Genomic DNA, 26,548 nt, shown 5'->3' with positions numbered 1-26,548 from the left:
ATAAAGCCGATTGAAGTGTAAACGACTATGGTAACCCAAGCGTTAATTGTATTTTTCATGTATTATTTTCGAGTTACCTAATAAAGAATGTAGAATTTTTCTTGCCCTTTACCGACCGTTAACCCTAACGGATCGATAACGGCGCTAGTGATTTTCCTCTCCTGAGAGCGCGAAATGCCCTTCGCAACGCCAAAGATTGTCCTAGCACTCGGCATGGCTGCCGTGAGCGCTGCGCTCAGTGGCTGCAATACCTATCAGCCGGCGCCGAAAGCCTTCAGTGAAGCAACGATTCAGCCTTATACGCTTGACAGCGGCGACCGCCTGCGCGTCACCGTGTTCGACCAGGAAGGCTTGACGAATACCTATACAGTCGATCAGGCCGGTTATATCGCCTTCCCGCTGATCGGCCAGGTCCCTGCCCGCGGCCGTACGCTGCAGCAGCTTTCCGGCCAGATCGCGCAGAAACTTCGCCAGGGCTATATCCGCGATCCCGATGTCACCATCGACATCGATCGCTATCGCTCCGTCTATATCATGGGTGAAGTCGGCCAGCCCGGTCAGTATTCCTACGTGCCCGGCATGACGATACAGAATGCCATCGCTGTTGCCGGCGGCTTTACCAGCCGCGCGAACCAGTCAAATGCCGACGTTACCCGCAAGATCAATGGTCATGTCATGACCGGACGGGTCGGCATCTCCGATCCGGTGCTGGCAGGCGACACGATCTACGTCCGCGAACGGCTATTCTGACCGCCCCGATCATGGCTAGACCGCTCCGCATCCTTCATTGCTTCAGATCTCCGGTCGGCGGGATATTCCGCCATGTCCGCGATCTGGCGGAGGAACAGAGCAAAGCAGGACATGCGGTCGGCATTCTCTGCGACAGCCTTACCGGCGGAGCGCATGAGGACCGGCTGTTCGAAGATGTCAGACCTTTCCTGTCGCTCGGCGTGACGCGCCTGCCGATCCGACGCCAGATTAGCCTGTCGGACGCCACGACGCTCTGGGACAGCTACAACAAAGTCAAAAGTTTGCGGCCGGATGTGCTGCATGGGCATGGCGCCAAGGGCGGCCTGCTTGCGCGCATCATCGGCTCAGCCTTGCGGGTGAACAGGTATCGCGTTGCCCGCCTCTATACCGCGCATGGCGGCAGCCTGCATTTCTCGCGCGCCTCGCCCCAAGGCATGCTGGTACACAGCTTGGAGCGGATGCTGGAGTTTCTGACCGACGGACTGATTTTCATCTGCGAATTCGAGCGCCGAAGTTACGAAAGCAAGATCGGCAAGCCACGGACGCGCACCGCAATGATCTACAACGGCATCAGCGGGCGCGATTTCCGGAACATACCCACACGATCGGACTCGGTGCACTTTGTCTATATCGGCATGCTGCGGGACCTGAAGGGTCCCGATCTGTTTGTGGAAGCCTTCGCCAAGACCGAACGGCGGATCGGCCGGCCTTTGTCCGCATTGATGATCGGCGACGGACCGGACAAGGACAAATACCGTACTATGATGATACAGCGCGGCCTTGGTCACCGCATCGGCATGCTGCCCGCCATGCGCGTGCATGAGGCCTTCGCCATGTCGCAGAATGTCGTCGTCCCCTCACGCGCCGAAGCCATGCCCTATATCGTGCTAGAGGCTCTCGCTGCCGAGAAGACGGTGATCGCCTCGCGCGTCGGCGGCATTGCCGAAGCGCTTGGCGAGCAAAGCCCTGCGCTTGCCGAAGCAGGCGATGCCGACGATCTCTCCCGTGTCATGGCGGCGGCGATCAGCGAGCCGCAATGGCGTCAGCACACCATGCCCAAAATCGAGACGATCCGGTCGGCATTTTCGGCGTCCGTCATGGCGAGGGAAACTATAGACCTATATTATGATATACTTGAATTGGGCGGCAAACATTAGAATACAATCAAGTGTTGTAAACGTTTATTAGCTCATATCTGCTAGGCCATCTCCGGTAACGACCGGATGAATTGCCATGAACCATATTGAAGAGTCCTCGCAATTTAACTTGGACAATATTCGCAAGCAGGTCTCGGAAATTCGCACTCGCGGCACTGAGGAACAGAGCGACGATCATCAGGCCGGCGACATCAACGCCTATGCCCGCCAGATCGCCGAGCAATTTCGCGAGAGCAATCAGACGCCGGCCATCATCATCGGGCAATACCGGCTTTTCGAATTCCTGTCGTTGCTTGCCGTGGGGCTGGCGGTTCTCTTCTTCCAGACCACGCCCGGCGCCCATCCCTTCCTGTCGCAGGCGGCGGTGACGGTCGCGCTTTGCGGTCTCGCCATCGTCTTCCTGCAGGTGGCCGACGCCTATCAGATCCCGATACTGCGCGCGCCGCATCGTTTCCCGCAGCGTATCCTGGTGTCATGGGTGGCCGCATTTGCTGTGATGGTTCTTGCCCTCCTGCCCTTCGACGTCAACCATATCTATTCGATCCGCGCTCTCGGGATCTGGCTTGCCGCCGGCACAGTCTTCCTCGTCGCCGCACGCGCCGTGTTCGCCTATGGCATCCGCAACTGGGCCCGCAACGGCCTCATGGAAAGACGCGCCGTCATCGTTGGCGGCGGTGAGCCGGCCAAGGAGTTGATCCGCGCGCTGGAGCATCAGTCTGACAACGATATCCGGATCTGCGGCATCTTTGATGATCGCGGCGAGAAACGCTCGCCGGTGATGGTCGCCGGTTACCCGAAACTCGGCACTGTCGCCGAGCTGGTCGAATTCGCCCGGCTGACGCGCATCGACATGCTGATCATCGCGCTGCCGATCAGCGCCGAGGATCGCATTCTGCAGCTTCTCAGGAAGCTTTGGGTGCTGCCCGTCGACATTCGCCTGGCGGCGCATGCCAATAAGTTGCGCTTCCGCCCGCGCTCTTATTCCCATGTCGGCGCGGTGCCGATGCTCGATATCTTCAACAAGCCGATCCGTGATTGGGACGGCGTCGCCAAGCGCATTTTCGATGTCTTCTTCAGCCTGCTCGCGCTCTGCCTGCTCTGGCCGATAATGCTCGGAGCCGCAATTGCTGTGAAGGCGACATCGAAGGGACCGGTCTTCTTCATGCAGAAGCGCCACGGCTTCAACAACGAGATCATCAACGTCTTCAAGTTCCGCTCGATGTACACCAACATGAGCGACCCGACGGCCCGTATTGCCGTGACGAAGAACGATCCCCGGGTGACACCGGTCGGACGTTTCATCCGCAAGACCTCGATCGACGAATTGCCGCAGCTCTTCAACGTGCTGCTCGGCAATCTGTCGCTCGTCGGCCCGCGCCCGCATGCCGTATTGGCGGCGAGCCACAATCGCATTTATGCCGATGTGGTCGAAGGCTATTTCGCCCGCCATCGCGTCAAGCCCGGCGTCACGGGCTGGGCACAGATCAACGGCTGGCGCGGCGAGATCGACAGCGATGACAAGATCAAGTTCCGCACGGCTTACGATCTCTATTATATCGAGAACTGGTCGCTGTATTTCGATCTGAAAATCCTGTGGCTGACTCCCTTCCGCCTCCTCAACACGGAAAACGCCTATTGACCGCGATCGATCTCCCCTATCGGCGCGTCGACCGACCTCAGCTCGCAGCATTGCGGCTGGTCGGCACGGCTTGCGTTGCTTTCGGGGTCTTTCTATCGGGCTTCGTCATCGCCGAACCGGCGCCCTATGAGCTATGGGTCGCCTTTCTCATCGGCACCTGGTTCATCCTTGGGCTGAAGATCTCACGCAATGTCGCGCCGCTTCTGGCGCTGTTCCTGACGTTCAACGTCGGCGGCATGCTGTCACTGACGCAGATGCGCGACCTCGGGGCAAACTCCCATCTCGACGGACCGATCTATGTGGCCGTTTCCACCTTCCTGGCGCTGAGCTCGGTCTTCTATGCCGCGATTATCGAAGACAGCGAAAAGCGGTTGAAGCTGATCTTCAACACCTGGGTGGTCGCCGCGCTGATTACGGCAAGCCTCGGCATTCTCGGCTATTTCCACGCCTTTCCAGGTGCTGAAATCTTCACCCGCTATGACCGCGCCATGGGCGTATTCCAGGACCCCAATGTCTTCGGTCCCTACCTGGTGACACCGAGCATCTATCTCATGCACGGCATTCTGATCGGCGACCTGAAGAAGGCGCCGATCAAGGCGCTCTGCCTGTTCGTGCTGGCCTTCGGCATTTTTCTCTCCTTCTCTCGCGCCGCATGGGGCTTATTCTCCTTCGCGTCGGCGATGCTGATCTTTTGCATGCTGCTGCAGCACCGCAGCAATGCCTTCCGGTTGCGCATTCTGGTGATGTCTTTGGCGGCTATTATTTTCATGGTCCTGCTCCTGGTCGTCGCGCTGCAGTTCCATCAGGTGAGCGACCTGTTCTCGACGCGCACCCAGCTCGTGCAGGATTATGATGGCGGTCATCTCGGTCGTTTCGAGCGCCATCGCATCGGATTCATGCTGTCGATGGAAAGGCCGCTCGGCATCGGCCCGCTCGTCTTTTCCACCCTGTTTCGCGAGGACGAGCACAATATCTGGCTGAAGACGCTGACCACCTATGGCTGGCTCGGCTTCTTCTGCTGGGTCAGCATGATCTGCTGGACCATCTATATCGGCTTCCGCAACTTTTTGAAGGACCGGCCCTGGCAGCCCCACTTGACGATCGCCTGGATCGTCATTCTCGGCCATGTCGGCATCGGCAATGTCATCGACACCGATCATTGGCGCCATCTCTACATGCTGATTGGCATCGTCTGGGGCTGCGGGGCACTCGAGCAACAGTATCAGCGTAGCTTGGCCCGAAGGGAAGCAGCATCGTGAACATGAATGTCGGCATCAAACGCCTGTCGCTGCTGCAAGTTCTCGAACCAAGCGGCGGCGGTTCCGGGCGGCACTTCCTCGATCTCTGCCGCGCCATGCAGCGCCGCGGCCATTCGGTGACGGCGATCTATTCGCCTTTGCGCGCCGAAGCAGCTTTCGTCGCCGAATTGGAGGGGATGGGCCTCGACAGCGTCATCTCTCTTGCCATGCGGCGCGCGCCGGGACCTTGGGATATCACCGCTTGGTGGCAAATTCGGAAAATCGTCGCACAGCACGGGCCGTTTCATCTCATTCATGGCCACAGCTCTAAAGCTGGAGCGCTGACGCGGCTGAGATTGCCAGGCCCGCATATTCCGGTGATCTATACGCCGCACGCCTTCCGCACCATGGACCCGACACTCGGAAGCCGAGGCCGGATGATCTATGGCGGCATCGAGAGGCTGCTCGGCAACTGGCTGTCCGACCGCCTGATCTGCGTGTCCCGCGATGAATATAATCATGCGCTGTCGATCGGTATTCCGGAGGGGCGACTGCGGATCGTCGTCAACGGCGTCAGCGCCCCACCATCCGGTCAGCGCGCCGCCATCCGTGCGCATTATGGAATACCGCAGGACGCCCTGCTCTTCGGTTTCGTCGGCCGGCTGACCCCACAGAAAGCGCCGGAGCGATTGGTCGAGGCCTTTGCCCGCGTCGCCAAAGACTTACCACAGGCGCGCCTATTGATGATCGGCATCGGCGAACTGGCCGAGACCGTCGGCAGCATGATCAAGGCTGCCGGCCTCGAAGATCGCGCCCATCTCGATAGCTCTATTCCCGGCGCCACCGCCGTCGACGCCTTCGATGTCGTCGTCATGCCGAGCCGCTACGAGGCCATGTCCTATGTCATGCTGGAAGCTGCCGCCGGCGGTAAGCCCCTGCTGCTGACCGATGTCGGCGGCGCACGCACGGTGATCGAGCCCGGCAAGAATGGCTATATCGTCGCCAACAGCGACGACCCCGCAGAACTGGCCGCGGCGATGATGCGCTTTGCCGATCCGAAATTGCTGCGCAGCTTCACAGCCGAGGCCCGGCGGCGCAAGGACGGCTATACGCTCGCCGGCATGGCGGATGCGACGGAAGAAATCTACTTCGAATTGCTCGGCCATCGCGTCCCTAACTTCCTGAGAACGCCGGAAAAAGTGGCGCTGCGCAGCGCGTCCTGAAGCAAGCGACGGGAATGCAACCACATCTCAAGTTTGCGCATGATCCGATCCGAAAATCGGTTCCGATTTTCAGATTTATGCGCTAAATTTCAGTCATGATCACATCAGCGCAACTACGCGGCGCACGCGCCATGCTCGGACTGACAATAGAAACGCTTGCCGTCGAGAGCAAATTGTCCGTAACGACGATTGAAACGCTGGAAGAGGACGTCAGTTCGGGGGATGCCAAGGCGTTGGTCGCCTTGCGTACCGCCCTCGAAGCCCGCGGCATATCGTTCATCGCCAGCGGGAGCGACGAAGCCGGCGGTGCCGGCATCCGCTTCAAGCATTGGGCGGAAGATGGCGGCATCCGGCCGGAAAACCTGAACGCCACCAACGACGATTGAGGCTTACGCCAGGCCCCAGTTCCGAACCAGTTGCTCTGGCGCGGAGAGAGCAGCGCGCAAGATGAAGCGTTCGGTATCGTTGGCCGGCTCCCCGCCCTCGGCGATGGGACCAATCGGCAAGCCATGGCCGAAATCGTTCAAAGTCACCAGTTCCAGCACGATATCGCCATAGTCGTTACGCCATTCGCGCCGCTCGCCGCCTTCGAACAGGCGCAACCGGCCCTTGGTCTGCGGCCGCCCATGCACGGCCAGCCACTGCGCCACCGACGCTTCGGCATTGCCGAACGAAACGACGCCGTCATCGGTCCCATGCCAGATGGAGACCGCCGGAAAACGGGTGGCATCCGGCGAGGCTTCGCGGACGAGTTCGGCCCATTTTTCGGCCGGGCGCGCGGCGGCTCTCTTCATCACATCCAGCGCAGACATGGCATCGCGGGCGGCACCGAAAGGTAAGCCGCCGATGACGGCGCCGGCAGCAAACAGCTCCGGATAGGTGGCGAGCAGCGCCGACGCCATGGCGCCGCCGGCCGACAGGCCCATGACGAAGATCTTGCTGTCGTCGATATCATGCAGCCGGCGGCTGAAATCGATCATCTCGCGGATCGAACCCAGCTCGCCGCGATCGCGCGTCACCAGGCTCGGGCGGAACCAATTGAAACAGAGATTGGCATTGTTGGCCGGCTTCTGCCCGGCATAAAGCACGGCGAAACCGTGCTGGCGCGCCAGGGCCGTCCAGCCGCTGGCGCGATCGAAATCCTCGGCATTCTGGTGACAGCCATGTAAGACGACGACCAGCGGCATCGGACCTTGGACACCTGCCGGCACATATTCCAGCATGCGCAGATCGCCAGGGTTGCGCCCAAACCACAGGACCTCCGTCAGACGCTGCGGCACTAGCTGCGTGGAGACGCGCCGGCGTGCCGGCTGCGATCGCGGCCGCGTCACGGGGAATTTGAGCTGAGGCAGCTCAACCGAATCAACGAGCAAACGGCGAAGCCGGCTCGGAACTTTGAAATTCATCATGGACCTTTCAAATTATCCGCGCCCACCGTAGTTGATTTCATTTGGCGGGCGGGCCGCACATCGACCCCGCGGGGCAACGAGATCGAGCAATCGACTCTCCTTGTGCGATGCAGCAAATATAAGGCAGCGACGCAGGTTCGAGCAGGCACAATGCGTCATTGCTGCTATGTGAAATCGGCTTAAAGCGGTCAGATGATTGAAGAAAAGCGCGTCAGAGATAGGCTTTCGCAAGCGCAAGAAGCTTTGCATCTTCTTTCACGCCCTGGCGATAGAGCTGAATCATCAGGGCACCCAGGCGTTCGCCCTCCTGGCTGCGGGGACTAATGCCGCGATCCATGCAGACGGCATCCAACACCTTTTCCAAACGATCCAGATCGTCGGAAAACAGGGGTAGATCCTGCGGGTGAATGGAGGTTTCTAACATGGCGCCGCCTCGTCCGTCGGGCCGCACGCAAATACGGTCGCCGGTGCCCGTTTGTTTAACCGACGATACAGAAAGTGACTATGCGCCCTGCCCGGAGGCTTGGCAAGCAAGGTTTTGTGGGAGCGGCTCTTTATCTCGAAGCACGTCTGATTCGGAGGAATATGCTCCGCAATTCTCACAAGACTACAATTTTAAGTTACGCCATCACCAAGCCTTCACCGATGCCTGACATAAAGGACAAGAAACGGAGGCTTCCTGATGAACAAACGTCTGATCTCGGCGACACTTTGCATGCTTCTGCTCGGCGCCGCGGCGCCGGCCTCTTCGCAGTCCCTTTCGGCGTTGCCGCTGCGCAATCCGCGCCAGGTTCCCGATGGCTATATCTCCGTGCAATCCGGGATATCGCTTTCCGTCCCGATCACGGATGGCAGCGATGAAAAACAGCAGCAGGATGCGATCAAATCCTTCTATCGCATCGCTGCCAGCAATTGCACCGTGCTGCTCGATACCATTGCCGACGATTGCCAGATCAACGCGCTTTCCAGCAACACCGATGTCACCAATATGGACGGTCGCGGGCCGAAGCTGACAGTGCGCGGCCAGATCACGATGGCTGTCAAGCTGAAGCCTACCGCCGGCGCCGCGAAGTGAATAAAGGTTCCGCTTAGGCATCCGGCAGCAGGGAAGCCAACGGATCGGTAAGAAATCTTGGCGATAATTTCCTCGCAATTGAGGAATGAAGCCATGGCAAAAACGAAACGACGCACGCGGCGCAAGCCGCAAGCTAAAGCGGGCAATTCGATGTGGCTGTGGGGCACGGTCGGTCTGGCCGCCATAGCAGGCATTTTCGCCTATGAGCATCGCCGGGATATGCCTTCGTTGCAGGGCTATGCCGGCGCCGCCGCCGTTCGGCACGTGCCGCAGGACGCGCCGTTGCCGACGGCCAAGCCGAAGCCCAAAATGGTTGCCGTCGTTCCCGAACACCCGACCTCGGCGCTGCCGGTCCCGCCAAACGTTATTCCCGTTGCCGTGCCGGCGGATCGGACGCTGGCCGCTGCCCCGCCTGAAGCCGCCGGACGATTCGGCCTGTGCGGCGGCGAAACCGGCATCAACTGCGTCGTCGACGGCAACACCTTCTGGCAGAATGGAATCAAAATCCGCCTGGCGGATATCGATGTCCCTGACATCGAGCCCTCGCATTGCGCCGGCGAGCGGCAAAAAGCCACCGCCGCGAAGCTGCGACTGCAAGCCCTTCTCAACCGCGACACCTTCGTGCTCTCCGCCAGCGGGCGGGGTGACGATCAACAGGGTAGCAAATTCCGCATCGCCATGCGGGCCGGCCGATCCATCGGCGATCAAATGGTTGCGGAAGGACTGGCCCGCCGCTGGACGGGGCAGACAACATCGTGGTGCAGCTAAATCAATGAAAATTTGATTGGGAGTTCAAGGAGATAAATGGTCGGGGCGACTGGACTCGAACCAGCGACCCCTTGACCCCCAGTCAAGTGCGCTACCGGGCTGCGCTACGCCCCGACCTGCCGAAAAGGCTTGATTGCATTAGTCTGTCGGGCATGGCAGCGCAAGAGGTAAAATCGCACGTCGGGATAAAAACGGCATCAAGAGCGAGAAAAGTTCTCGCTCTGCCGATCACCTGCATACGCGCCGAGGCCCGTGGCTAGGTTGGTAGGTGTTGTCCGAGGCGCGGTAGGACGGGTAGCGGTCGGCGCAGGCTTGGGCATGGCTATCGTAGTAGCTTTCCGAGCGCTGCCTGTTGAAAAGCGTGCCGGTCACGAAGGACTTAAACAGCAGGCCGCTGTCGGAATCATCGTCATAGTAACCGTCGAAACCATGGTGCTTATGGCCCCCGCTCCAATGGTTGTGGCTGTGGCCATGGTCGTGGACCTGGATGATATCGGATTGCTCCGGCACCGAGAGCGTGGGCATGGTGACGGCGCCGGCGGGTACAACGGCGCTTGCTGCCAATAACAGACCAAAACCCAAGGCCGCTGCCGATCTTTTGATCGTACGCATGTGCAACTCCTTCGAATTCCAGCAGCAGCAAGCTCAACTTCGTGAGAGCCTTGCCGCCGACCACTCCGGCATTAGCTTTATATAGTGGCTTTGAACCGAGCTCACAGATGCCTTGCCGTCTTCCAGGCGGATTTTTCATTGAATAAGAAGTGATTAGAAAGTTACGGCGATGAAGCTCCTGATTGCCTTGCTGCTGTGCGGACCTTTGCTTGCCGCATGCACGACGACCAACCAATCCCTGCAGCCGATTCCCGGCAGCATCACCTATGGCGGCCAGCCGCATTTGAAGCTGACGCTATCGCCTCCGGGCACCCGATTGCCGCACCATTTTGTCAATCAGTGGGGCCAGGATGTGTATGAAACCTACATCATCCAGCCCGATCGCAGCCTGAAGCTCGTTAGTAGGGAAGAGATAACCCGGCCGTTCTAGCAGCGGCGGCACCCATCAACAAAAAACTCCGCCGGCGCAACACCGGCAGAGTTTTCATTTTTCGGCGAGATGATAGCCGTGGTGGTAGTGATTGTCGCTGACCGCAGCGCCGACGAGGATGTCGCCCGCTTTCGGTCGAAGATCGCTTCCGCTTAGAAATTCCGTTCGAAACGGAGGATGCCGGCGACCGTATCATCATTGATGAAGTCATAGTGCATGTAGGTCAGTTCCGGCTCGATGAGCAGATCCTTGACCGGATTGAACTTGACGTTGGTGGTGGCCTCGAAAATCTTCGACTCGGTGTAGGCAAGCTGCAGGTTCCACTTCAGCTTTTCGTTGATGGGCACGCCCACGCCGCCCCATACGGCCCAGTCACCCCAGCCGCACTTTGCCCCGTGAACGACACCATCTGACGTCGTGCAGGCCGATTCATCCTGATAGGAGCCGGCATACTAGTTGAGCTTGTCACCATCCGTATTCCAACCGCCCATCAGGAATGCTTCCACGCCGCCGAACTTGGCATCGATGCGGGCCTTGATGGCACCCTCCTCGACGATTGAGTCATATCCGCCGACGATTTTGAAGCCGAGGTTGCCAGTCGTGTAGCCCAAACCTGCAACAACGTCCGGCAAATAATGATCGGCCTTGGAGGTTACCCAAGCACCGCCATAGCTATCGGAATCCGATGTCGAGTTGCTGTCTTCCAGCGAAATGACGCCGGTGAAGCCGTTGCCGGCGTCATAGTTATACGTCAACTGGTTGAGCTCATAGGGGCCGTCATAGATCGCATCGTCGTTGATGACGTCGCCGGCGTAACCGGCATAGAGGTTATACTGCGAATCGAGCTTGCCGACGGTGAAGCCGCCAAGGCTGATATTGGCAAACAGCAGCTTCGACGCGGTATCGCCTCCATCGTTCCATTCCCATCGCAGGATAAGATTTGTCTTCAGAGGACCGTATTCCGTGTCCGTCGCCGTATCGACCTTGAGCTCCGCGCGGTCATGCCAGAGCGTGCCGACCCTGCTGTTCGGATTATAGGCATCGTACCATTGGCCTTCCGTACGAACTTTGCCGCCGATCTTGAGGCAGGTTTCCGTGCCTGGAATGAAGAAATAGCCGGTGCCGTAGGCGTCGCAAATGCGCACATATTCCAGCGGCTCGGGTTCTGCCGCGACAACGGCGTCTGCCGCATGGGCACCGCTCACCGATGCCAATGCGGCGGCGGAGCCGAGAAGAAGGCTCTTGATGTTCATGGTGTCTCCATTCGAATATCCACCAGGATGGCTTTGCGGCTGATGGTATCGGGCCGTGCCATAACCTGATTTAAGTCCCCTCATATCGAGGGCGAAGCAACGAAGCTTCATCGCCGAAGCTGGACCCGGTATCGGGAGCTTGCAAGTTAATAAGCAGAGCAAACCAATCGTCACATTAATGTCGAATTCCATACGTGACAAAAATAACACTTACATTTGCTCAGTCGCCTGGCAAATGCTCGACATCCACATCTAAGAACTGACCCGGTTCAGCCAGCACGTATTTTAGCTGTATTGAATGACAGCAATAAATAATTACAATCCGCCGGTCGGGATTACCATCGTCTGCTGCAACCGGAACGGTGCAGATGACCAGATCAGCGGGAAAAGCCCATGTTTCTCAGAGTGCTCAGCATATCTCTCCTCACTGTCGGCATGGTCACGACAGCTATGGCAGCGTCAAGCGGTCATGGAGCTGGCGGCGATCGCGGTGGCTGGGGCGACAGTCCGGGCGCGGACGACCCTGGCAATTATCGCAACACCATTGTCGGTGATCGCGACACGAGCGACACGGTGGAAAAGGACCCGAACGCATGCTGGACGCTCCCTCGCTCCGCCGATGGAAAATCCATCGTTGCGCCGAGCCAGGCTAATCCCACTGTTCCACGCAGGTGCAACTGACCTCTGAAAATCATAACAGAAACTCAAACATTGCAGGTTGTCAGCTTTTCCGGCGTGGCCTCTGTCTTACCGCACTTGATCGAGCAACCGCTTGCATTCCAGCAGGTCATAAAGCGTTTCCTGCAGCAGCGCCCGATCTTCCTTGCCGACGCTCGACTTGCCGATGGAAACATCGGGAGCCTCGTCTTCACCGCTGACGAAGTTGAAGAAGCGACGGCTGATCGGCGCCTTGGGGCGGCCGACGATTTGGTCGTCGTCCGGAGAGCCGACGCGCGGCTCGGCCACGACCGGCTCCTGCGCAGTGGCCAGCGCCTCGACGCTCGCAAGATCGCCATGGCCGACGGCGATGACGAATTTGTTGCCATTGGTCTTCAGAAGCTTCTGAACGCCCTTGATCGTATAGCCATGGTCATAGAGCAGATGACGGATGCCGTTCAGCAGATCGACGTCTTCCGGACGATAGTAGCGCCGGCCGCCGCCGCGCTTCATCGGCTTGATCTGCGGAAAACGGGTCTCCCAGAAACGCAGGACATGCTGCGGCAGATCAAGGTCTTCCGCGACTTCGCTGATCGTGCGAAATGCATCCGGGCTCTTGTCCATCGTCATACCCCCACAGCATGGCTCCGGCGCCATTCAGGCCGGATCATGCGAAACCCGATATCCGCACCGCGCCTTATCGCGATACGACTCATCATATTTCAACGGTTTGCCGGGAGAAATTCAAGTCGCCTCTTCAGCTCTTTCACAAGCAAGCCGAAAAATAAGCGCGAACAGCCTGGAAAACTGCGTGCCAGAGCACATGCCCCTGCACAGCCAATATCGGTTTTGATGGATCAGGAAACGGGATTTGCCGGCCGGACTTTCGCCTTGCGGCTGGCATGGGCCTTCAGGATACGCGTCTTGAGGACGTTGGACGCCTTGAACGTCATGACACGGCGCGGAGAGATGGGCACCTCTTCGCCGGTCTTCGGGTTTCGACCAATGCGTTCGTTCTTGTCGCGCACCTGAAACGTCGCGAAGGAGGAGAGTTTTACCGTCTCGCCACGCACGATGGCGTTGCAAATTTCATCAATCACCGTTTCGACCAGTTCCGCCGACTCAGTCCGGGAGAGGCCGACTTTCCGGAATACCGACTCCGCCAAGTCCGCGCGCGTCACTGTCTTGCCCGTCATAGTTCCCCGCCCATATTGCTACGTAATTTTATCTAAGCTGCAAGAGACTATTGCCCTTGCACCAAACGGTCAAGCTCTTGTTAGGAATCGGATTTTAGAGATGCGGCCTACCAGCGCAGAAGAACGGCGCCCCAGGTAAAACCGCCGCCCATGGCTTCCAGCATCACCAGATCGCCCTTCTTGATCCGGCCGTCGCCTGCCGCTACGGCAAGCGCGAGCGGGATCGACGCCGCTGACGTATTGCCATGGAGATCCACGGTAACCACAACCTTCTCGGGAGCAATTCCGAGCTTCTTGGCTGAGCCGTCGATGATGCGGCGGTTTGCCTGATGCGGCACCAGCCAGTCGAGATCGTCCGCTGTCACTTCCGCCGCTTCGAAGGTGGCCTGGATGACATCGGTGATCATGCCGACGGCATGTTTGAACACTTCCCGGCCTGCCATATGCAGCACGCCAACCGTTCCTGTCGAGGAAGGGCCGCCATCGACGTAGAGCTTGTCCTTGTGGGCACCGTCTGAACGCAGGCTCGCTGTCAGCACGCCACGATCAGTGCTGGCGCCGGTCCCCTCGCCTGCTTCGAGGATCAGCGCGCCGGCACCGTCGCCGAAGAGGACGCAGGTCGTGCGGTCCGTCCAGTCGAGAATGCGGGAGAATGTTTCGGCGCCGATGACGAGCACGCGCTTGGCAACGCCGCCACGAATATAGGCGTCGGCGGTCGTCACCGCATAGACGAAGCCCGAACAGACAGCCTGGACATCGAAGGCAAAGCCATGATGCATGCCGAGGCGGTTCTGGATGTTCACCGCGGTGGCGGGAAAGGTGTTATCCGGCGTCGAGGTGGCGACAATGATCAGATCGAGATCGTCGGCCGTCAGGCCGGCATTGGCAAGGGCTGCCCGCGCCGCCTGCTCACCGAGCGAGGCGGTGGTTTCGCCTTCGCCGGCAATGTAACGCTGGCGGATGCCGGTGCGCTGGATAATCCAATCGTCGCTGGTGTCGACGACTTGCTCCATCTCGCGATTGGTCATGACGCGCTTGGGGAGCGCCGAGCCAAATCCGCGAACAACTGAACGGATCATTCTTGTTATACCCCGTCGCTCATGCCGCTTCCGGTCCGATCGGCGGCTGCCGTTTGGCATGATATTTTTTCAGATCGTTTTCTATCTTTTGAGTGAGGCCATTCTTGGCCATGTCATAGCCGACATCGATGGCCGCCGCAAAAGCCTCGGCATTGGCGCCGCCATGGCTCTTGATGACGATACCGTTGAGGCCGAGGAAGACGCCGCCATTGACCTTGCTCGGATCGAGCTTCTCGCGCAGCAGGTCGAAGGCACCCTTGGCGAAGATATAGCCGATGCGGGCCAGCAGCGTGCGCGTCATGGCCGCGCGCAGATAAGCGCCGATCTGCTTTGCCGTGCCCTCAGCCGCCTTCAATGCGATATTGCCGGAGAAACCCTCCGTCACCACCACATCGACGGTGCCCTTGCCGATATCGTCGCCCTCGACGAAGCCGAAATATTCGAGCGATTCGAGATTGGCTTCGCGGATTAGGCGGCCGGCTTCCTTGACGTCTTCCTGGCCCTTGATTTCTTCAACGCCGACATTCAGCAGGCCGATGGTCGGTCGCTCGATCTCAAAGAGCGCGCGCGCCATGGCGCCACCCATCAAGGCGAAATCCAGCAATTGCTGCGAATCGGCGCCGATGGTCGCGCCGACATCGAGCACGATGCTTTCGCCCCGCAGCGTCGGCCAGATTGCGGCGATCGCGGGACGTTCGATGTTGGCCATCGTGCGCAGGCAGAATTTTGCCATAGCCATCAGCGCACCGGTATTGCCGGCGGAAACGACGACATCGGCGTCGCCGACCTTCACTGCCTCGATCGAGCGCCACATGCTGGAAATATAGCGGCCGCGGCGCAGGGCCTGGCTCGGCTTTTCATCCATGCTGATGGCGACATCGCATTCATGAAAGACGGATTTTTCCCGAAGTTTCGGATATTTGCCGAGGACCGCTTCGCAACGATCCTTCTGGCCATACATGACGAACGTAATGTCGGGATGCCTATCCAGCGCCTTGGCCGCGCCAGGAATGACAACCTCAGGGCCGAAGTCGCCACCCATTAGGTCAAGAGAAATTCTGATCACGCGTCCCTAGTCCTTTTTGTCCGCCGGGCCCGGCGAATTTGGCGTCAAAATACCGGTTTCTCCTCGCGTTACAACTGAATTGTGTTCAATTGCCAGAGGGGTCTATTCCTTTTTCCAGTCTTTCAGGACAGCGAAAGGCGACGGTTTCTTGTCATCTTCACCACTGTCCTCGATATGACCTTCGAACTCGATGCCGGGCTTGCGCGGATAGGGATCAATGGCGAGCGCGGCAAATTCGGTAACGACTGCCCCGGCATCGATCGTATCGCCGATGAAGGTTTCCGGAAGATCCGGGCCGTCGGGGTCGAGCACCATTTCGCCTGCATCCATGGACGGCGCCCGCGCGAGCTTCGAATCCTCGGGGATGAAAATATGCTCGAAATCCTCGTCGATCTCCGATTCGACCGGCTCCAGCGTCACCACACAGGCCTGGACGATCTTTGCGCGAACATTGCCCTTGAGGCGGATGCCGTCGCGCTTCCAGCGGGAAATCTTCAGATCTGCCGAGAGGCTCTCCACGGAAAGCACATCCCAAAGCGCAGCCAAGCCAACAAGCTCCCTCTTGTCGGCTTCGAGATGCACGTCCACCGGGTTGGCGGAGATATGACCGACCTTCACCGGATAGGAAAAGGGCGTTTCGTCGGAGTTGGTTCTTTTCATTTTTGTCTCCTAAGGTGCGTCTTTGCCGATTTCAGGCGGCTGCGGCAGCGTTGCGGAGCCGGTGGCGATCTCGGTTTCTGCGATCCCTGACAGATGCGCCTCGGCGGTCATCATCCAATCCGCAAGAGCAATCATCGAGGGAGCTCCCTCGCCTGCCTTGGGATAGATATTGCGCCGGAGGGCAGCAGCCAGCGCGACACGGTCGCTCCCGTCCATCGCGGCGGCATAGCTCTCCAGCCGCCCGTAAAACATGCCGGCCAGTTTCTTCATCCGCTTCGGCACGCTGTTGTCGCCGATTCCGAGTTCGCGGATCGAATAGTCGATATCCTCAAAAAAGGCATCGACGATTTCCTGGGCAAGCTCCTGGCCGCTGGTTTCAGACGAACGTGTACGGCGGAAAAACAGGATCATCACCGCCGACAGCAGCTCGAAACGACCCATCACCGTGTCCGGCACCTCATAATCCGTATAGAAAACCGGCAGGCGCGCCATCGCGGTCAGGGTGTCATATTGCCTGACGACGATGAGCTGGTTGTGATTTCTTTTGCGGAAGAGCCCAAAAATCATGAAAATTCCCGGAATTGGCTCATTCAGAGCGCCCCGTTGCGCTCGGCCTTGTTGCATCCACTTGAAAGCTGGTTTACCGAAGCAGGCGCGAATTGCAATGCCGTTTGTGCCCGCTTCAAGGTCCCGCCCCAGCCGTCGTCACTCTCCGTGCATGATTGGTGATGAAGAGTGCCGAACAACATCGTTGAGCCTTCCGCAATCGCGGAATGGCCACAATGATGTGCACAGCAAGGTCATATCGGCCGTTCGGCCATCGGTTTGATTCATTAGGGGAGATGAGATGTCGTTGACGAGACGGTATTTCAAGTCTGACAGAACTTTCATCAGTAGTGCCGCTATCGCTCTGGTGATTGCCACCGCGGGGCTCGCGGGCTGCCAGACCAGCGAGGTCATGAACAACGGCTACATCTTCGACCAGCAAGCGCTCAATCTCGTGCCCGTCGGCTCGAGCCGCGAGCAGGTGCTGCTTTCGCTCGGCACGCCGTCGACGACGGCGACCTTCGATGGCGAAGTCTTCTATTACATCTCCCAGAAACGCACGCGCGCCGTGGCCTTCATGAAGCCGAAGCTGGTCGACCAAAACATTCTGGCGATCTATTTCGACAAGGACGGCGTGGTGAAGCAGGAAGCCAACTACACGCTGAAGGACGGCCGGGTCTTCGACATGATCAGCCGCACGACGCCGACCGGCGGTCGCGACATGACCTTCCTGCAACAGATCCTGCAGGGCGGCGGCAACGGCATCAACGGCGCGAAGAACTTCCTCAACAACCTCAACGCCGGCCAATAAGCTGGCGATACCCCATCAAAAAACCCGCGAAGCGCAGGCTTCGCGGGTTTTTCATTTGTTCAGCCCTCGCTCTTATCCGGCGAGAACGGCAAGCAGCAGCAGCGCGACGATATTGGTGATCTTGATTGCCGGGTTGACGGCGGGACCGGCTGTGTCCTTGTAGGGATCCCCGACAGTGTCGCCCGTGACGGAAGCCTTGTGCGCCTCCGAGCCCTTCAGGTGACGCGCACCATCCTTATCGACGAAACCGTCTTCGAAGCTCTTCTTGGCATTGTCCCAGGCACCGCCGCCCGACGTCATGGAAATGGCGACGAACAGGCCGTTGATGATGACGCCCAGCAGCGAGGCGCCGAGCGCGGCAAAGGCCGAGGCTTTCGAGCCGGAGATCAGCAGCACGCCGAAATAGACGACGATCGGCGCCAGTACCGGCAGCAGGGACGGAATGATCATCTCGCGAATGGCAGCCTTGGTCAGAAGGTCGACAGCGCGGCCATAATCGGGGCGTTCGGTGCCCTTCATGATGCCCGGCTTTTCACGGAACTGCTTACGCACTTCTTCGACGATCGCGCCAGCCGCACGGCCGACGGCGGTCATGGCGATGCCGCCGAAAAGATAGGGAATCAGGCCGCCAAACAACAGGCCGGCGACGACATAAGGGTTGGAGAGATCGAAGGATATCGTGCCCACATTCGTGAAATAGGGGAACTGATCGCCATGGGCTGCGAAATATTTCAAGTCGTTCGAATAGGCGGCAAAGAGCACCAGAGCGCCGAGGCCGGCCGAGCCGATGGCATAACCCTTCGTCACCGCCTTGGTGGTGTTACCGACTGCGTCTAGCGCGTCGGTCGATTTGCGCACTTCCGGCGGAAGATGCGACATTTCGGCGATGCCGCCGGCATTGTCGGTGACCGGACCGAAGGCGTCGAGCGCAACGATCATGCCGGCGAGGCCGAGCATGGCGGTGACCGCGATGCCGGTGCCGAACAGGCCGCCGAGCTGATAGGTGGCAAGGATACCGCCGACGATGACGATTGCCGGCAGTGCCGTCGATTCGAGTGAAACAGCGAGGCCCTGGATCACGTTGGTGCCATGGCCCGTGACCGATGCTTGGGCGATGGAATTGACCGGACGCTTGTTGGTGCCGGTATAATATTCAGTGATGACGACGATCAGCGCCGTGACGATCAGGCCGACGATACCGCAAAAGAACAGCCTCGTGCCGGTGACTTCGAAACCTGCGGTAGCGCCGATCGAACCCCAGCCGACGGTCACAGACGTGGCGGCCGCAAGACCAATGATCGACAAAACGCCCGTGGCAATCAGGCCCTTGTAGAGCGCGCCCATGATCGAGCCGTTTACGCCGAGCTTGACGAAGAAAGTGCCAATGATCGAGGTGATGATGCAGGCGCCGCAGACCGCCAGCGGATAGATCATCGCGGAGGCGAGAATTGGCGTGCCGGCGAAGAAGATCGCGGCGAGAACCATGGTCGCCACGACGGAGACCGCATAGGTTTCGAAGAGGTCGGCGGCCATGCCGGCGCAGTCTCCGACGTTGTCGCCAACATTGTCAGCGATGGTGGCGGGATTGCGCGGGTCATCCTCGGGAATGCCGGCTTCCACCTTGCCGACGAGGTCGCCGCCGACATCGGCGCCCTTGGTGAAGATACCGCCGCCGAGACGGGCGAAGATCGAAATCAGCGAGGCGCCGAAGCCGAGCGCCACCAGCGCATCGATGACGTCGCGCGAGCCCGGCTCATGGCCGAGAACACCCGTCAGCACATAGAAATAGATGGAGACGCCGAGCAGAGCGAGGCCGGCGACCAGCATGCCGGTGATGGCGCCCGACTTGAAGGCGATGTCGAGACCGGCCGACAGGCTGTGCGAGGAGGCCTGTGCGGTGCGGACATTGGCGCGCACGGAGACATGCATGCCGATGAAACCGGCGGCACCCGACAGGATAGCGCCGATCAGGAAACCGATGGCGGCTTCGCCCGACAGGAGCAGCCAGGCCAGGATGAAAACGATGACGCCGACAATGGCAATGGTTCTGTATTGACGCGCCAGATAGGCTTGCGCGCCTTCTCGAATATAGCCTGCAATCTCCTGCATGCGTGCATTGCCCTGATCGGCTGACAGCACCGACCGGGTTGCCCAGACGGCGTAGATCACCGAGAGCAGTCCGCACGCGATAACACCTAACAGAATCGACATTTCGCTTTTTCCCTCCAAAAAAGCCGGCGGTTCACTCCCCCTCCGGCCGCCCGCGACAATGGCCTGCCCCCTCCTCCCAAGGGGGTCGGCAAATGTGCAAGGGGAGATTGCGTTTGGGAAAACGTCGCGTCAAGACCGCCCGCGGGTAAAACACCCGATGGAAGTTCAAAAGAATGTCGCTTGGTGAAATCAGGCGCGAGCGAAAGAAACGAAACCGGCAGGGATCAAGCGCCGGCCTGACGTCGGGCCTTATTTCTTGGCTTCGCTGCGAACCTGCTTGGCGATTCGGTCGAGCACGGCGTTGACGAGCTTCGGCTCATCCTCTTCAAAAAAGGCGTGAGCGATCTCGACATATTCGGTGACGATGACCGGGACCGGCACGTCCTTGCGGTCGAGAAGCTCGAAGGTGCCGGCACGCAGGATGGCACGCACGGTGCTGTCGAGACGCGACAGCGCCCAATCGTCCTGCAGGGCGGAGCCGATCAGCGGATCGAGCCGGGTCTGCTCGCGCACGACACCGGCGACGATGGAACGGAACCAGGATGCGTCGGCCTTCAGATAGGTCTCGCCGTCCAGCTCCTGTCCGAGACGGTGTGCCTCGTATTCGGCTACCACCTCCAACACGCCGGTACCGCCGATATCCATCTGATAGAGCGCCTGAACGGCGGCAAGGCGTGCTGCCCCCCGCTGGTTCGCGGTCTTTGCCGGTCGCTCGTTATCCTGATTGCTCATGAACTTATGCACCCAACTTTTGTTTCAGCGCGATCATCGTCAGCGCTGCGCGGGCGGCGAAGCCACCCTTGTCCTTGTCCGAACGGCGCGCGCGCACCCAGGCCTGATCGTCGTTTTCGACCGTCAGGATCCCGTTGCCGATCGCCAGAGATTCGCTGACGGCCAGATCCATCAGCGCACGCGAAGATTCGTTGGAGACGATGTCGAAATGATAGGTCTCGCCGCGGATGACCATACCGAGGGCGACATAGCCGTCATATTCGGTGCCCCCGTTGTCGGCGCCGTCAAGTGCCATGGCGATGGCGGCCGGAATCTCCAGGGCGCCGGGCACGGTGACGACGTCATAGGTCGCGCCGGCTTCTTCGAGCGCGGTCTTGGCGCCGTCGAGAAGAGCGTCGGCCATGTCATCGTAGAAGCGGGCTTCAACGATGAGGATGTGGGCATTGGTAGAGCTGGACATACGTCACCTGCTAAATGAGAGGGCGGGCAGCACCTTGATAAGGGCGGGTCAAACCACGGCGGGCCGCGCTTGGCAAGTGTTTTTCGGATGCCTGCGCCAATTCTAATCCGGATTTGAGGAACATTGATCCGTGCCAGAAATTGTATCTTCCGCCAGCTCACTCGCTTCGCTAATAATTTGCTACTGGCAGGGAGGAACCTGATGACAGAAAAAACCAGATGCGCTGTCAACCTCGGCGAGCTACACCTCGATCATTGGCAGCAGGGAGATTTTTTTGCCGGCAGCGATGTCTCCTTCGGCGCACTGCTCGGGCTGAAGGATCTTGGCATCAGCTACAATGAAGTGCCGCCCGGCAAATCCGGCTGTCCATTTCACAATCATCACGTCGAGGAAGAGCTCTTCGTCATTTTAGAGGGCGAAGGCGAATATCGCTTCGGGAGCGAACGTTTCCTGGTTGCGAAAGGCGATGTCCTCGGAGCGCCCGCCGGCGGCCAGGAAACTGCCCATCAGCTCATCAATATCGGCCCGAGCGTGCTGATCTATCTCGTCATCTCAACCAAAGCCAGGACGGAGATCGTCGAATATCCCGACTCCGGCAAGTTCATGGCGAAAACCAATCGCCCCGGCGAGGCGCCGCGGCGCTTCAGCTTCATCGGGCGCGAAGACGGCGCCGTGGATTATTGGGACGGCGAGCCGGGAGCATAAACAGATGCATATGAACGCAGAATCGGCAGACAGGAAGGAAGCCGCTCCCGCCATGACCATAATTCCGACGCTGATGACCGAACGCCTCATCCTCCGCTCGCACCGGCTGGAGGATTTCGAAGAATATACCGCCTTCTGGACGCAGGAAGATCTTGTCCGCTACATCGGCGGCGAGACGTCGACGCGCGAACAGGCCTGGTCGCGCCTGCTGCGTTATGCCGGCATGTGGCACCATCTGGGCTTCGGTTTCTTCGCCGTCGAAGAACGTCAGAGCGGCCGCTTTATCGGCGAAGTCGGCTTCCTCGACCTCCATCGCGACATGTACCCGACCACCACCGAAGGGACGCTGGAATCCGGCTGGGGGATCACACCGGCGCTGCAGGGCAGAGGTTATGCAACGGAAGCCGTCAAGGCGGCGATCGCCTGGGCTGACGACACCTTCCCCGGCCGACGCATGACCTGCATCGTCGATCCAGAAAACAGGCCGTCACTGCGCGTCGCCGAAAAGGTAGGATTCCGCCGGATCGGCGAAGTCTTCTATAAGGACAAGCCCAACGTCATGTTCGAGCGGTAGTGGCGGGATAAGCAGCTCTGGCGCACAATGCTCCCGGCTCAGTGCGGGGGTCGCGCAGAATCTCACGATTTTTCTGCCACTTCTCTACGGCTCGCCTCAAGCGACGTTTCTGCTCCTGTCGGGACTCGTTCTCGATTCCAGGAAACAGGGACTGCCACGCGGTCGGATCTGCATTGGGGCTCATGTGTTTTGGGTTGGTCGCGTACCACCAGATCTGAAATACCTGGGCCTCAACAGGTAGACGTTTCGTCAGGAGCAGATAGTCAAGCCATCCCATGAACAGCACGGCGTCATTCGCCGCATCCGTGAATTCCGCCATCAGGGCCTCGTCGTCGCGGGTGGTCTTTCCGTCCCGCTGATAGAAATGCTTGATGGCATTCCAGAACTGGTTCCGGAGATGTTTGAGCTTCCGATAATCCGTATCGGGGAAAGTTTTCAGGATATGTGTCGAAAGCGTAGGGATGTCTGCCTGCTCGGCTAGCCCCTCTATAATCTCGCTGCCTCCGCATGCGAGGGCATGGACCGCAATTGGATCTCGGTCGCGGATGAATATATCCAGCGCGCTTCCGAGCTGCGCCCTTGCGATCATGACCTTCACGCTCATCTCTGCCGTCTCGCTATTTCCATACGGAATTCTCAATCAGAGCTAGACCACATAGCAGAGCGTTGCACGGTCAACGCCGAGAAGATGAGCAATATATAGTTTTGCGTCCGTTCGCCGGAAAACGCCATCGAAGCGATGACGGCGAACCGCGATTGGGAGCCTGCAATCAGCTTTCCCGCGCCACCGGGAATTCCGCCAGCCTTGCGGCATAGCGGGCCATGGTGTCGACTTCGAAATTGACGAAATCGCCGGCCTTGCGTTCGCCCCAGGTGGTGACCTCCAGAGTGTGGCGGATCAGGAGCACGTCGAAATCCGTGCCGTCGACGGCGTTTACCGTGAGCGACGTGCCGTCGAGAGCGATCGAGCCCTTAGGGGCGACGAATTTTGCGAGATGCGCCGGGGCGCGCAGGCGAAAGCGGGTGGCGTCGCCCTCCGCCGTCACCGACAGGATTTCGGCCTTACCGTCGACGTGGCCGGAGACGATGTGGCCGCCGAGCTCATCGCCGATCTTCAGCGAGCGCTCGAGATTGATATGGCTGCCAGCCTGCCAGGTGGCAATGGTGGTCAGCCGCAGGGCCTCTTCCCAGGCCTCCACTTCGAACCAGCGGCCGTTGCTGCCGGCTTCCGGCAGGCCCGTCACTGTCAGGCAGACGCCGGAATGGGAAATCGAGGCACCCATATCGATTGTTGCCGGATCGTAATTGGTGGCGACCCGCAGCTTGATGCCTTTCTTGAGAGGGGAAATAGATTCGATCTTGCCGATATCGGTGACAATTCCGGTAAACATCAAAAACCTCTTTCAAATTCGTCGCAGCGATCATCGCCAAACCGGCTCGCGCGGATATGCCTGAAACTGGGTGGGATATTGGTCTTCGTGATCGGCGATTCAATACCGCCCTCGCCGATCGTAGCCGGCCCCTGGAACAGAAGGATGCGGTCGACGAGGTCGGCATCAAGGAAGCGTTGCGCTGTCCTTGCCCCGCCTTCGACCAGCAAAGAAGAGATGCCGCGCGTACCCAACGCTTCAACCAACTCCCCCAGCTCGCCGGAATTGGATTGCAGCACTTCAGCGCCGGCGGCATCAAGCGCGGCGCGGCGGCCCATGAAGGCCTTGTCGGTGTTTTCATCGAATGGCGGCGGATCGCCGGCGACGATCATCAACCCATATTGCTCAGCGGTCTTCACGAGCTTGCTGCCAAGCGGAAGCTGAAGCTGGTCGTCGATGACGATACGCAACGGCGTACGGCTTTCCAGCCCCGGCAGGCGGCAGGTCAATTCCGGATCGTCTGCCACAGCCGTGCCTATCCCGACAAGAATCGCGTCGCTTTCGGCGCGCAGGACCTGCACCTGGGCACGGGCGATATCGCCGGTGATGCGCACCTGCCCCTCGCCGGTTTTGCCAATCATCCCGTCTGCCGAAACAGCAAGTTTGAGAGTCACATACGGCCGTTTTCTCGTCTGGCGCATGAGGTAGCCGGCAAGCGCGCGCCTGCCCTCCTCCTCGAGAATACCGGCATCGACCTCGATCCCCGCCTCCCGCAGCAGCGCGATGCCGCGGCCGGAAACACGCTGATCGGGATCGGTGACGCTGATGACGACGCGGGCGACGCCGTAGGCGATGAGCGCCTCGGCACAGGGCGGCGTCTTGCCGTGGTGCGAACAGGGTTCGAGGGTGACGTAGGCCGTGGCGCCCCTCGCCGCTTCGCCGGCCTCGGCCAAAGCTTGCGGCTCGGCATGCGGCCTACCGCCAAGCGCGGTAACGGCGCGGCCGATGACAGCACCATCCTTGACAATCAGACATCCGACGGACGGGTTGGTGGAGGTAAGCCCCAGATGCGTGCGCGACAGACGGATCGCCGCGGCCATGAAACGCTCGTCCTCAGGCCGCAGCGCCATGGTCAGGGATCCAGCGGATCGCGGGCGATCTTGGCGTTGATCTCGGTGATCACCTGCTCGAAATCCTCCGCATGCGAGAAATCACGATAAACGGAAGCATAGCGCACGAAGGCGACATCATCGAGGCTCTTCAAGGCTTCAAGCACCTGCAGGCCGATCTGCTCCGAACTGATTTCCGTCTCGCCGGAGCTTTCCAGGCGGCGGACGATACCGGAGACGGCACGCTCAATGCGATCGCGGTCGACCGGGCGTTTGCGCAGTGCGATTTCGAAGGACCGCACCAGCTTGTCCCGATCGAAAGGCACCTTGCGGCCGGTCTTCTTGATGACCATCAGCTCGCGCAGTTGTACGCGCTCGAAGGTGGTGAAACGGCCGCCGCAATCCGGACAAATACGCCGCCGGCGGATGGACGTATTGTCCTCCGCCGGACGCGAATCCTTGACCTGCGTATCTTCCGAACCGCAATAAGGGCAGCGCATGCGCTCTCCTTAGCCCATGTAGCCGTACATGGGGAAGCGGCCGGTGAGGTTGACCACCTTCTCGCGCACTGCGGCCTCGACGGCGGCATTGCCTTCATCGGAGTTGGCGACCTTCAGGCCATCGAGCACTTCGATGATGAGATTGCCGATTTCGCGGAACTCAGCTTCCTTGAAGCCGCGCGTCGTGCCGGCCGGCGTGCCGAGGCGGACACCAGAGGTGACGAAAGGCTTTTCCGGGTCGAAGGGGATGCCGTTCTTGTTGCAGGTCACGTAAGCGCGGCCGAGGGCAGCTTCGGCGCGCTTGCCGGTGGCGTTCTTCTTGCGCAGGTCGACCAGCATCAGGTGGTTGTCCGTGCCGCCGGAGACGACATCGACACCGCCGGAAATCAGCGTTTCGGCAAGAGCCTTGGCGTTCTTGACGATCTGCGCCGTATAGTCCTTGAACTCCGGCTGCAGTGCTTCGCCGAGCGCTACGGCCTTAGCGGCGATGACGTGCATCAGCGGGCCACCCTGGAGACCGGGGAAAACGGCCGAGTTGAACTTCTTCGCCAGATCCTCTTCATTGGTGAGGATCATGCCGCCGCGCGGGCCGCGCAGAGACTTGTGGGTCGTGGTCGTTGCAACGTGGCAATGCGGGAACGGCGACGGATGCTGGCCGCCGGCAACGAGGCCGGCAATATGGGCCATGTCGACCATCAGGTAAGCACCAACGCTATCGGCGATCTCGCGGAAGCGCTTCCAGTCCCAGATGCGGGAATAGGCGGTGCCGCCGGCGATGATCAGCTTCGGCTTGTGCTGCTCGGCCTTGCGCTGCACTTCATCCATGTCGAGAAGGTTGTCGCCTTCGCGCACGCCGTAGGAAACGACGTTGAACCACTTGCCGGACATGTTGACCGGCGAACCATGCGTCAGGTGACCGCCCGAATTGAGGTCGAGGCCCATGAAGGTGTCGCCCGGCTGCAGCAGCGCGAGGAAGACGGCCTGGTTCATCTGGGAACCGGAATTCGGCTGAACGTTGGCGAAGTTGACGCCGAACAGCTTCTTGGCGCGCTCAATGGCGAGCTCTTCAGCGATATCGACGAACTGGCAGCCGCCATAGTAGCGCTTGCCCGGATAGCCCTCAGCATATTTGTTCGTCATGATCGAACCCTGCGCTTCGAGTACGGCGCGCGAGACGATGTTTTCCGAGGCGATCAATTCGATTTCGTGCCGCTGACGACCCAACTCCTTGCCGATCGCGCCAAAGATTTCCGGATCGGTATCGGCGAGCGAGCGATTGAAGAAAGGTTCGGTGGAAGCATTGGTCATCGTGGAAGCT

The 26,548-nt window shown here is 59.7% G+C and carries 30 protein-coding genes, 1 tRNA gene and 1 pseudogene; 13 read left to right on the top strand and 19 right to left on the bottom strand.

Going from position 1 to position 26,548, the window contains the following annotated elements; all coding sequences use genetic code 11:
* Positions 1-174: 174 nt before the first annotated feature.
* The 6 genes from QA648_RS04675 to QA648_RS04650 all read left to right on the top strand — a co-directional run bounded on the left by QA648_RS04675 (position 175) and on the right by QA648_RS04650 (position 6,393).
* Positions 175-750 carry a polysaccharide biosynthesis/export family protein gene (locus QA648_RS04675; RefSeq protein ID WP_104822644.1) on the top strand — a complete coding sequence of 192 codons (576 nt, stop codon included), beginning with the start codon at positions 175-177 and terminating at the stop codon, positions 748-750.
* 11 nt (positions 751-761) lie between these two features.
* On the top strand, positions 762-1,907 hold the full coding sequence (locus tag QA648_RS04670; RefSeq protein WP_283049930.1) for a glycosyltransferase family 4 protein: 1,146 nt from the start codon (positions 762-764) through the stop codon (positions 1,905-1,907).
* A gap of 76 nt (positions 1,908-1,983) precedes the next feature.
* Entirely contained in the window at positions 1,984-3,546 is a 1,563-nt protein-coding gene (locus QA648_RS04665) for an undecaprenyl-phosphate glucose phosphotransferase (RefSeq protein ID WP_283049927.1), read from the top strand.
* Positions 3,543-4,805: an O-antigen ligase family protein gene (locus QA648_RS04660; protein ID WP_283049925.1), complete on the top strand. Its 1,263-nt coding sequence runs from the start codon at positions 3,543-3,545 to the stop codon at positions 4,803-4,805. Before QA648_RS04665 ends, QA648_RS04660 begins: the two co-directional genes overlap by 4 nt.
* Positions 4,806-4,807: 2 nt before the next feature.
* Positions 4,808-6,007, top strand: a complete 1,200-nt coding sequence (locus tag QA648_RS04655; RefSeq protein WP_283051214.1) for a glycosyltransferase — start codon at positions 4,808-4,810, stop codon at positions 6,005-6,007.
* Between the two features lie 95 nt (positions 6,008-6,102).
* Positions 6,103-6,393 (top strand): DNA-binding protein, encoded by a 291-nt coding sequence (locus tag QA648_RS04650; protein ID WP_283049924.1) that lies wholly within the window; start codon positions 6,103-6,105, stop codon positions 6,391-6,393.
* 3 nt (positions 6,394-6,396) lie between these two features.
* On the opposite strand, the gene QA648_RS04645 is transcribed toward QA648_RS04650, so the two are convergent.
* Positions 6,397-7,416, bottom strand: a complete 1,020-nt coding sequence (locus QA648_RS04645) for a PHB depolymerase family esterase (RefSeq protein ID WP_283049923.1) — start codon at positions 7,414-7,416, stop codon at positions 6,397-6,399.
* 211 nt (positions 7,417-7,627) lie between these two features.
* Positions 7,628-7,840 (bottom strand): hypothetical protein, encoded by a 213-nt coding sequence (locus tag QA648_RS04640; protein ID WP_104822638.1) that lies wholly within the window; start codon positions 7,838-7,840, stop codon positions 7,628-7,630.
* Positions 7,841-8,098: 258 nt separating this feature from the next.
* Here QA648_RS04640 and QA648_RS04635 point away from each other — a divergent pair, with 258 nt between their 5' ends.
* Together QA648_RS04635 and QA648_RS04630 are read left to right on the top strand one after the other, a co-directional pair.
* The gene (locus QA648_RS04635; RefSeq protein ID WP_104822637.1) at positions 8,099-8,491 is read left to right on the top strand and encodes a hypothetical protein; all 393 of its coding nucleotides are present in this window, start codon (positions 8,099-8,101) and stop codon (positions 8,489-8,491) included.
* A 93-nt stretch (positions 8,492-8,584) separates the two neighbouring features.
* Positions 8,585-9,259, top strand: coding sequence for a hypothetical protein (locus tag QA648_RS04630; protein ID WP_104822636.1), 675 nt, complete (start codon positions 8,585-8,587; stop codon positions 9,257-9,259).
* 37 nt (positions 9,260-9,296) lie between these two features.
* On the opposite strand, the gene QA648_RS04625 is transcribed toward QA648_RS04630, so the two are convergent.
* A tRNA-Pro gene (locus tag QA648_RS04625) sits at positions 9,297-9,373 on the bottom strand.
* 114 nt (positions 9,374-9,487) lie between these two features.
* Entirely contained in the window at positions 9,488-9,871 is a 384-nt protein-coding gene (locus tag QA648_RS04620) for a BA14K family protein (RefSeq protein WP_283049921.1), read from the bottom strand.
* Positions 9,872-10,040: 169 nt separating this feature from the next.
* Here QA648_RS04620 and QA648_RS04615 point away from each other — a divergent pair, with 169 nt between their 5' ends.
* Positions 10,041-10,301 carry a hypothetical protein gene (locus QA648_RS04615; RefSeq protein ID WP_104822634.1) on the top strand — a complete coding sequence of 87 codons (261 nt, stop codon included), beginning with the start codon at positions 10,041-10,043 and terminating at the stop codon, positions 10,299-10,301.
* A gap of 152 nt (positions 10,302-10,453) precedes the next feature.
* On the opposite strand, the pseudogene QA648_RS04610 reads toward QA648_RS04615, so the two are convergent.
* Positions 10,454-11,554: pseudogene (locus tag QA648_RS04610) on the bottom strand (porin).
* Between the two features lie 393 nt (positions 11,555-11,947).
* On the opposite strand from QA648_RS04610, the gene QA648_RS04605 reads away from it, so the two are divergent.
* Complete coding sequence (locus QA648_RS04605) at positions 11,948-12,235, top strand: hypothetical protein (RefSeq protein WP_104822632.1); 288 nt, start codon at positions 11,948-11,950, stop codon at positions 12,233-12,235.
* 66 nt (positions 12,236-12,301) lie between these two features.
* Here QA648_RS04605 and QA648_RS04600 read toward each other — a convergent pair whose 3' ends face one another.
* The 6 genes from QA648_RS04600 to QA648_RS04575 all read right to left on the bottom strand — a co-directional run bounded on the left by QA648_RS04600 (position 12,302) and on the right by QA648_RS04575 (position 16,836).
* Positions 12,302-12,841 carry a MerR family transcriptional regulator gene (locus tag QA648_RS04600; protein WP_104822631.1) on the bottom strand — a complete coding sequence of 180 codons (540 nt, stop codon included), beginning with the start codon at positions 12,839-12,841 and terminating at the stop codon, positions 12,302-12,304.
* A 227-nt stretch (positions 12,842-13,068) separates the two neighbouring features.
* The gene (locus tag QA648_RS04595; RefSeq protein ID WP_104822630.1) at positions 13,069-13,407 is read right to left on the bottom strand and encodes an integration host factor subunit alpha; all 339 of its coding nucleotides are present in this window, start codon (positions 13,405-13,407) and stop codon (positions 13,069-13,071) included.
* Positions 13,408-13,514: 107 nt separating this feature from the next.
* A complete protein-coding gene (locus tag QA648_RS04590) occupies positions 13,515-14,486 on the bottom strand; it encodes a beta-ketoacyl-ACP synthase III (RefSeq protein ID WP_283049920.1) in 972 nt (323 codons plus the stop codon).
* 19 nt (positions 14,487-14,505) lie between these two features.
* The gene (gene plsX, locus QA648_RS04585) at positions 14,506-15,552 is read right to left on the bottom strand and encodes a phosphate acyltransferase PlsX (protein ID WP_104822628.1); all 1,047 of its coding nucleotides are present in this window, start codon (positions 15,550-15,552) and stop codon (positions 14,506-14,508) included.
* A 102-nt stretch (positions 15,553-15,654) separates the two neighbouring features.
* Entirely contained in the window at positions 15,655-16,212 is a 558-nt protein-coding gene (locus QA648_RS04580) for a DUF177 domain-containing protein (protein ID WP_104822627.1), read from the bottom strand.
* A gap of 9 nt (positions 16,213-16,221) precedes the next feature.
* A complete protein-coding gene (locus QA648_RS04575) occupies positions 16,222-16,836 on the bottom strand; it encodes a ubiquinol-cytochrome C chaperone family protein (RefSeq protein WP_283049918.1) in 615 nt (204 codons plus the stop codon).
* A gap of 223 nt (positions 16,837-17,059) precedes the next feature.
* Between QA648_RS04575 and QA648_RS04570 the strand changes: the two genes are divergently transcribed.
* Positions 17,060-17,569 carry an outer membrane protein assembly factor BamE gene (locus QA648_RS04570; RefSeq protein WP_104822625.1) on the top strand — a complete coding sequence of 170 codons (510 nt, stop codon included), beginning with the start codon at positions 17,060-17,062 and terminating at the stop codon, positions 17,567-17,569.
* Positions 17,570-17,641: 72 nt separating this feature from the next.
* Here the strand turns inward: QA648_RS04570 and QA648_RS04565 are convergent, their stop codons facing one another.
* The 3 genes from QA648_RS04565 to QA648_RS04555 all read right to left on the bottom strand — a co-directional run bounded on the left by QA648_RS04565 (position 17,642) and on the right by QA648_RS04555 (position 20,972).
* Positions 17,642-19,780 (bottom strand): sodium-translocating pyrophosphatase, encoded by a 2,139-nt coding sequence (locus tag QA648_RS04565; RefSeq protein ID WP_283049917.1) that lies wholly within the window; start codon positions 19,778-19,780, stop codon positions 17,642-17,644.
* Between the two features lie 249 nt (positions 19,781-20,029).
* Positions 20,030-20,512 carry a transcription antitermination factor NusB gene (gene nusB, locus QA648_RS04560; protein WP_104822623.1) on the bottom strand — a complete coding sequence of 161 codons (483 nt, stop codon included), beginning with the start codon at positions 20,510-20,512 and terminating at the stop codon, positions 20,030-20,032.
* Positions 20,513-20,516: 4 nt separating this feature from the next.
* Entirely contained in the window at positions 20,517-20,972 is a 456-nt protein-coding gene (locus QA648_RS04555) for a 6,7-dimethyl-8-ribityllumazine synthase (RefSeq protein WP_028753307.1), read from the bottom strand.
* A 201-nt stretch (positions 20,973-21,173) separates the two neighbouring features.
* Between QA648_RS04555 and QA648_RS04550 the strand changes: the two genes are divergently transcribed.
* Positions 21,174-21,677: a cupin domain-containing protein gene (locus QA648_RS04550; protein WP_104822621.1), complete on the top strand. Its 504-nt coding sequence runs from the start codon at positions 21,174-21,176 to the stop codon at positions 21,675-21,677.
* 4 nt (positions 21,678-21,681) lie between these two features.
* A complete protein-coding gene (locus QA648_RS04545; protein ID WP_283049916.1) occupies positions 21,682-22,251 on the top strand; it encodes a GNAT family N-acetyltransferase in 570 nt (189 codons plus the stop codon).
* Here QA648_RS04545 and QA648_RS04540 read toward each other — a convergent pair.
* The 5 genes from QA648_RS04540 to glyA form a co-directional block, all read right to left on the bottom strand.
* Positions 22,235-22,855: a hypothetical protein gene (locus QA648_RS04540; protein WP_283049914.1), complete on the bottom strand. Its 621-nt coding sequence runs from the start codon at positions 22,853-22,855 to the stop codon at positions 22,235-22,237. The two genes, QA648_RS04545 and QA648_RS04540, sit on opposite strands and share 17 nt — an antisense overlap.
* A 166-nt stretch (positions 22,856-23,021) precedes the next feature.
* Positions 23,022-23,642: a riboflavin synthase gene (locus QA648_RS04535; protein WP_283049913.1), complete on the bottom strand. Its 621-nt coding sequence runs from the start codon at positions 23,640-23,642 to the stop codon at positions 23,022-23,024.
* Positions 23,642-24,751 carry a bifunctional diaminohydroxyphosphoribosylaminopyrimidine deaminase/5-amino-6-(5-phosphoribosylamino)uracil reductase RibD gene (gene ribD / locus QA648_RS04530; RefSeq protein ID WP_283049912.1) on the bottom strand — a complete coding sequence of 370 codons (1,110 nt, stop codon included), beginning with the start codon at positions 24,749-24,751 and terminating at the stop codon, positions 23,642-23,644. The genes QA648_RS04535 and ribD overlap by 1 nt, the downstream gene beginning before the upstream one ends.
* A 2-nt stretch (positions 24,752-24,753) precedes the next feature.
* Positions 24,754-25,230 carry a transcriptional regulator NrdR gene (gene nrdR / locus QA648_RS04525; protein WP_028753312.1) on the bottom strand — a complete coding sequence of 159 codons (477 nt, stop codon included), beginning with the start codon at positions 25,228-25,230 and terminating at the stop codon, positions 24,754-24,756.
* A gap of 9 nt (positions 25,231-25,239) precedes the next feature.
* On the bottom strand, positions 25,240-26,538 hold the full coding sequence (gene glyA / locus QA648_RS04520; RefSeq protein WP_104822617.1) for a serine hydroxymethyltransferase: 1,299 nt from the start codon (positions 26,536-26,538) through the stop codon (positions 25,240-25,242).
* Between the last annotated feature and the right edge of the window lie 10 nt (positions 26,539-26,548).

This window comes from Rhizobium sp. CB3171 (assembly GCF_029714265.1).
Lineage (GTDB): Bacteria > Pseudomonadota > Alphaproteobacteria > Rhizobiales > Rhizobiaceae > Rhizobium.
Note: the sequence above shows the minus strand (reverse complement) of the source record. Positions and strands in the feature narration are given on the sequence as shown.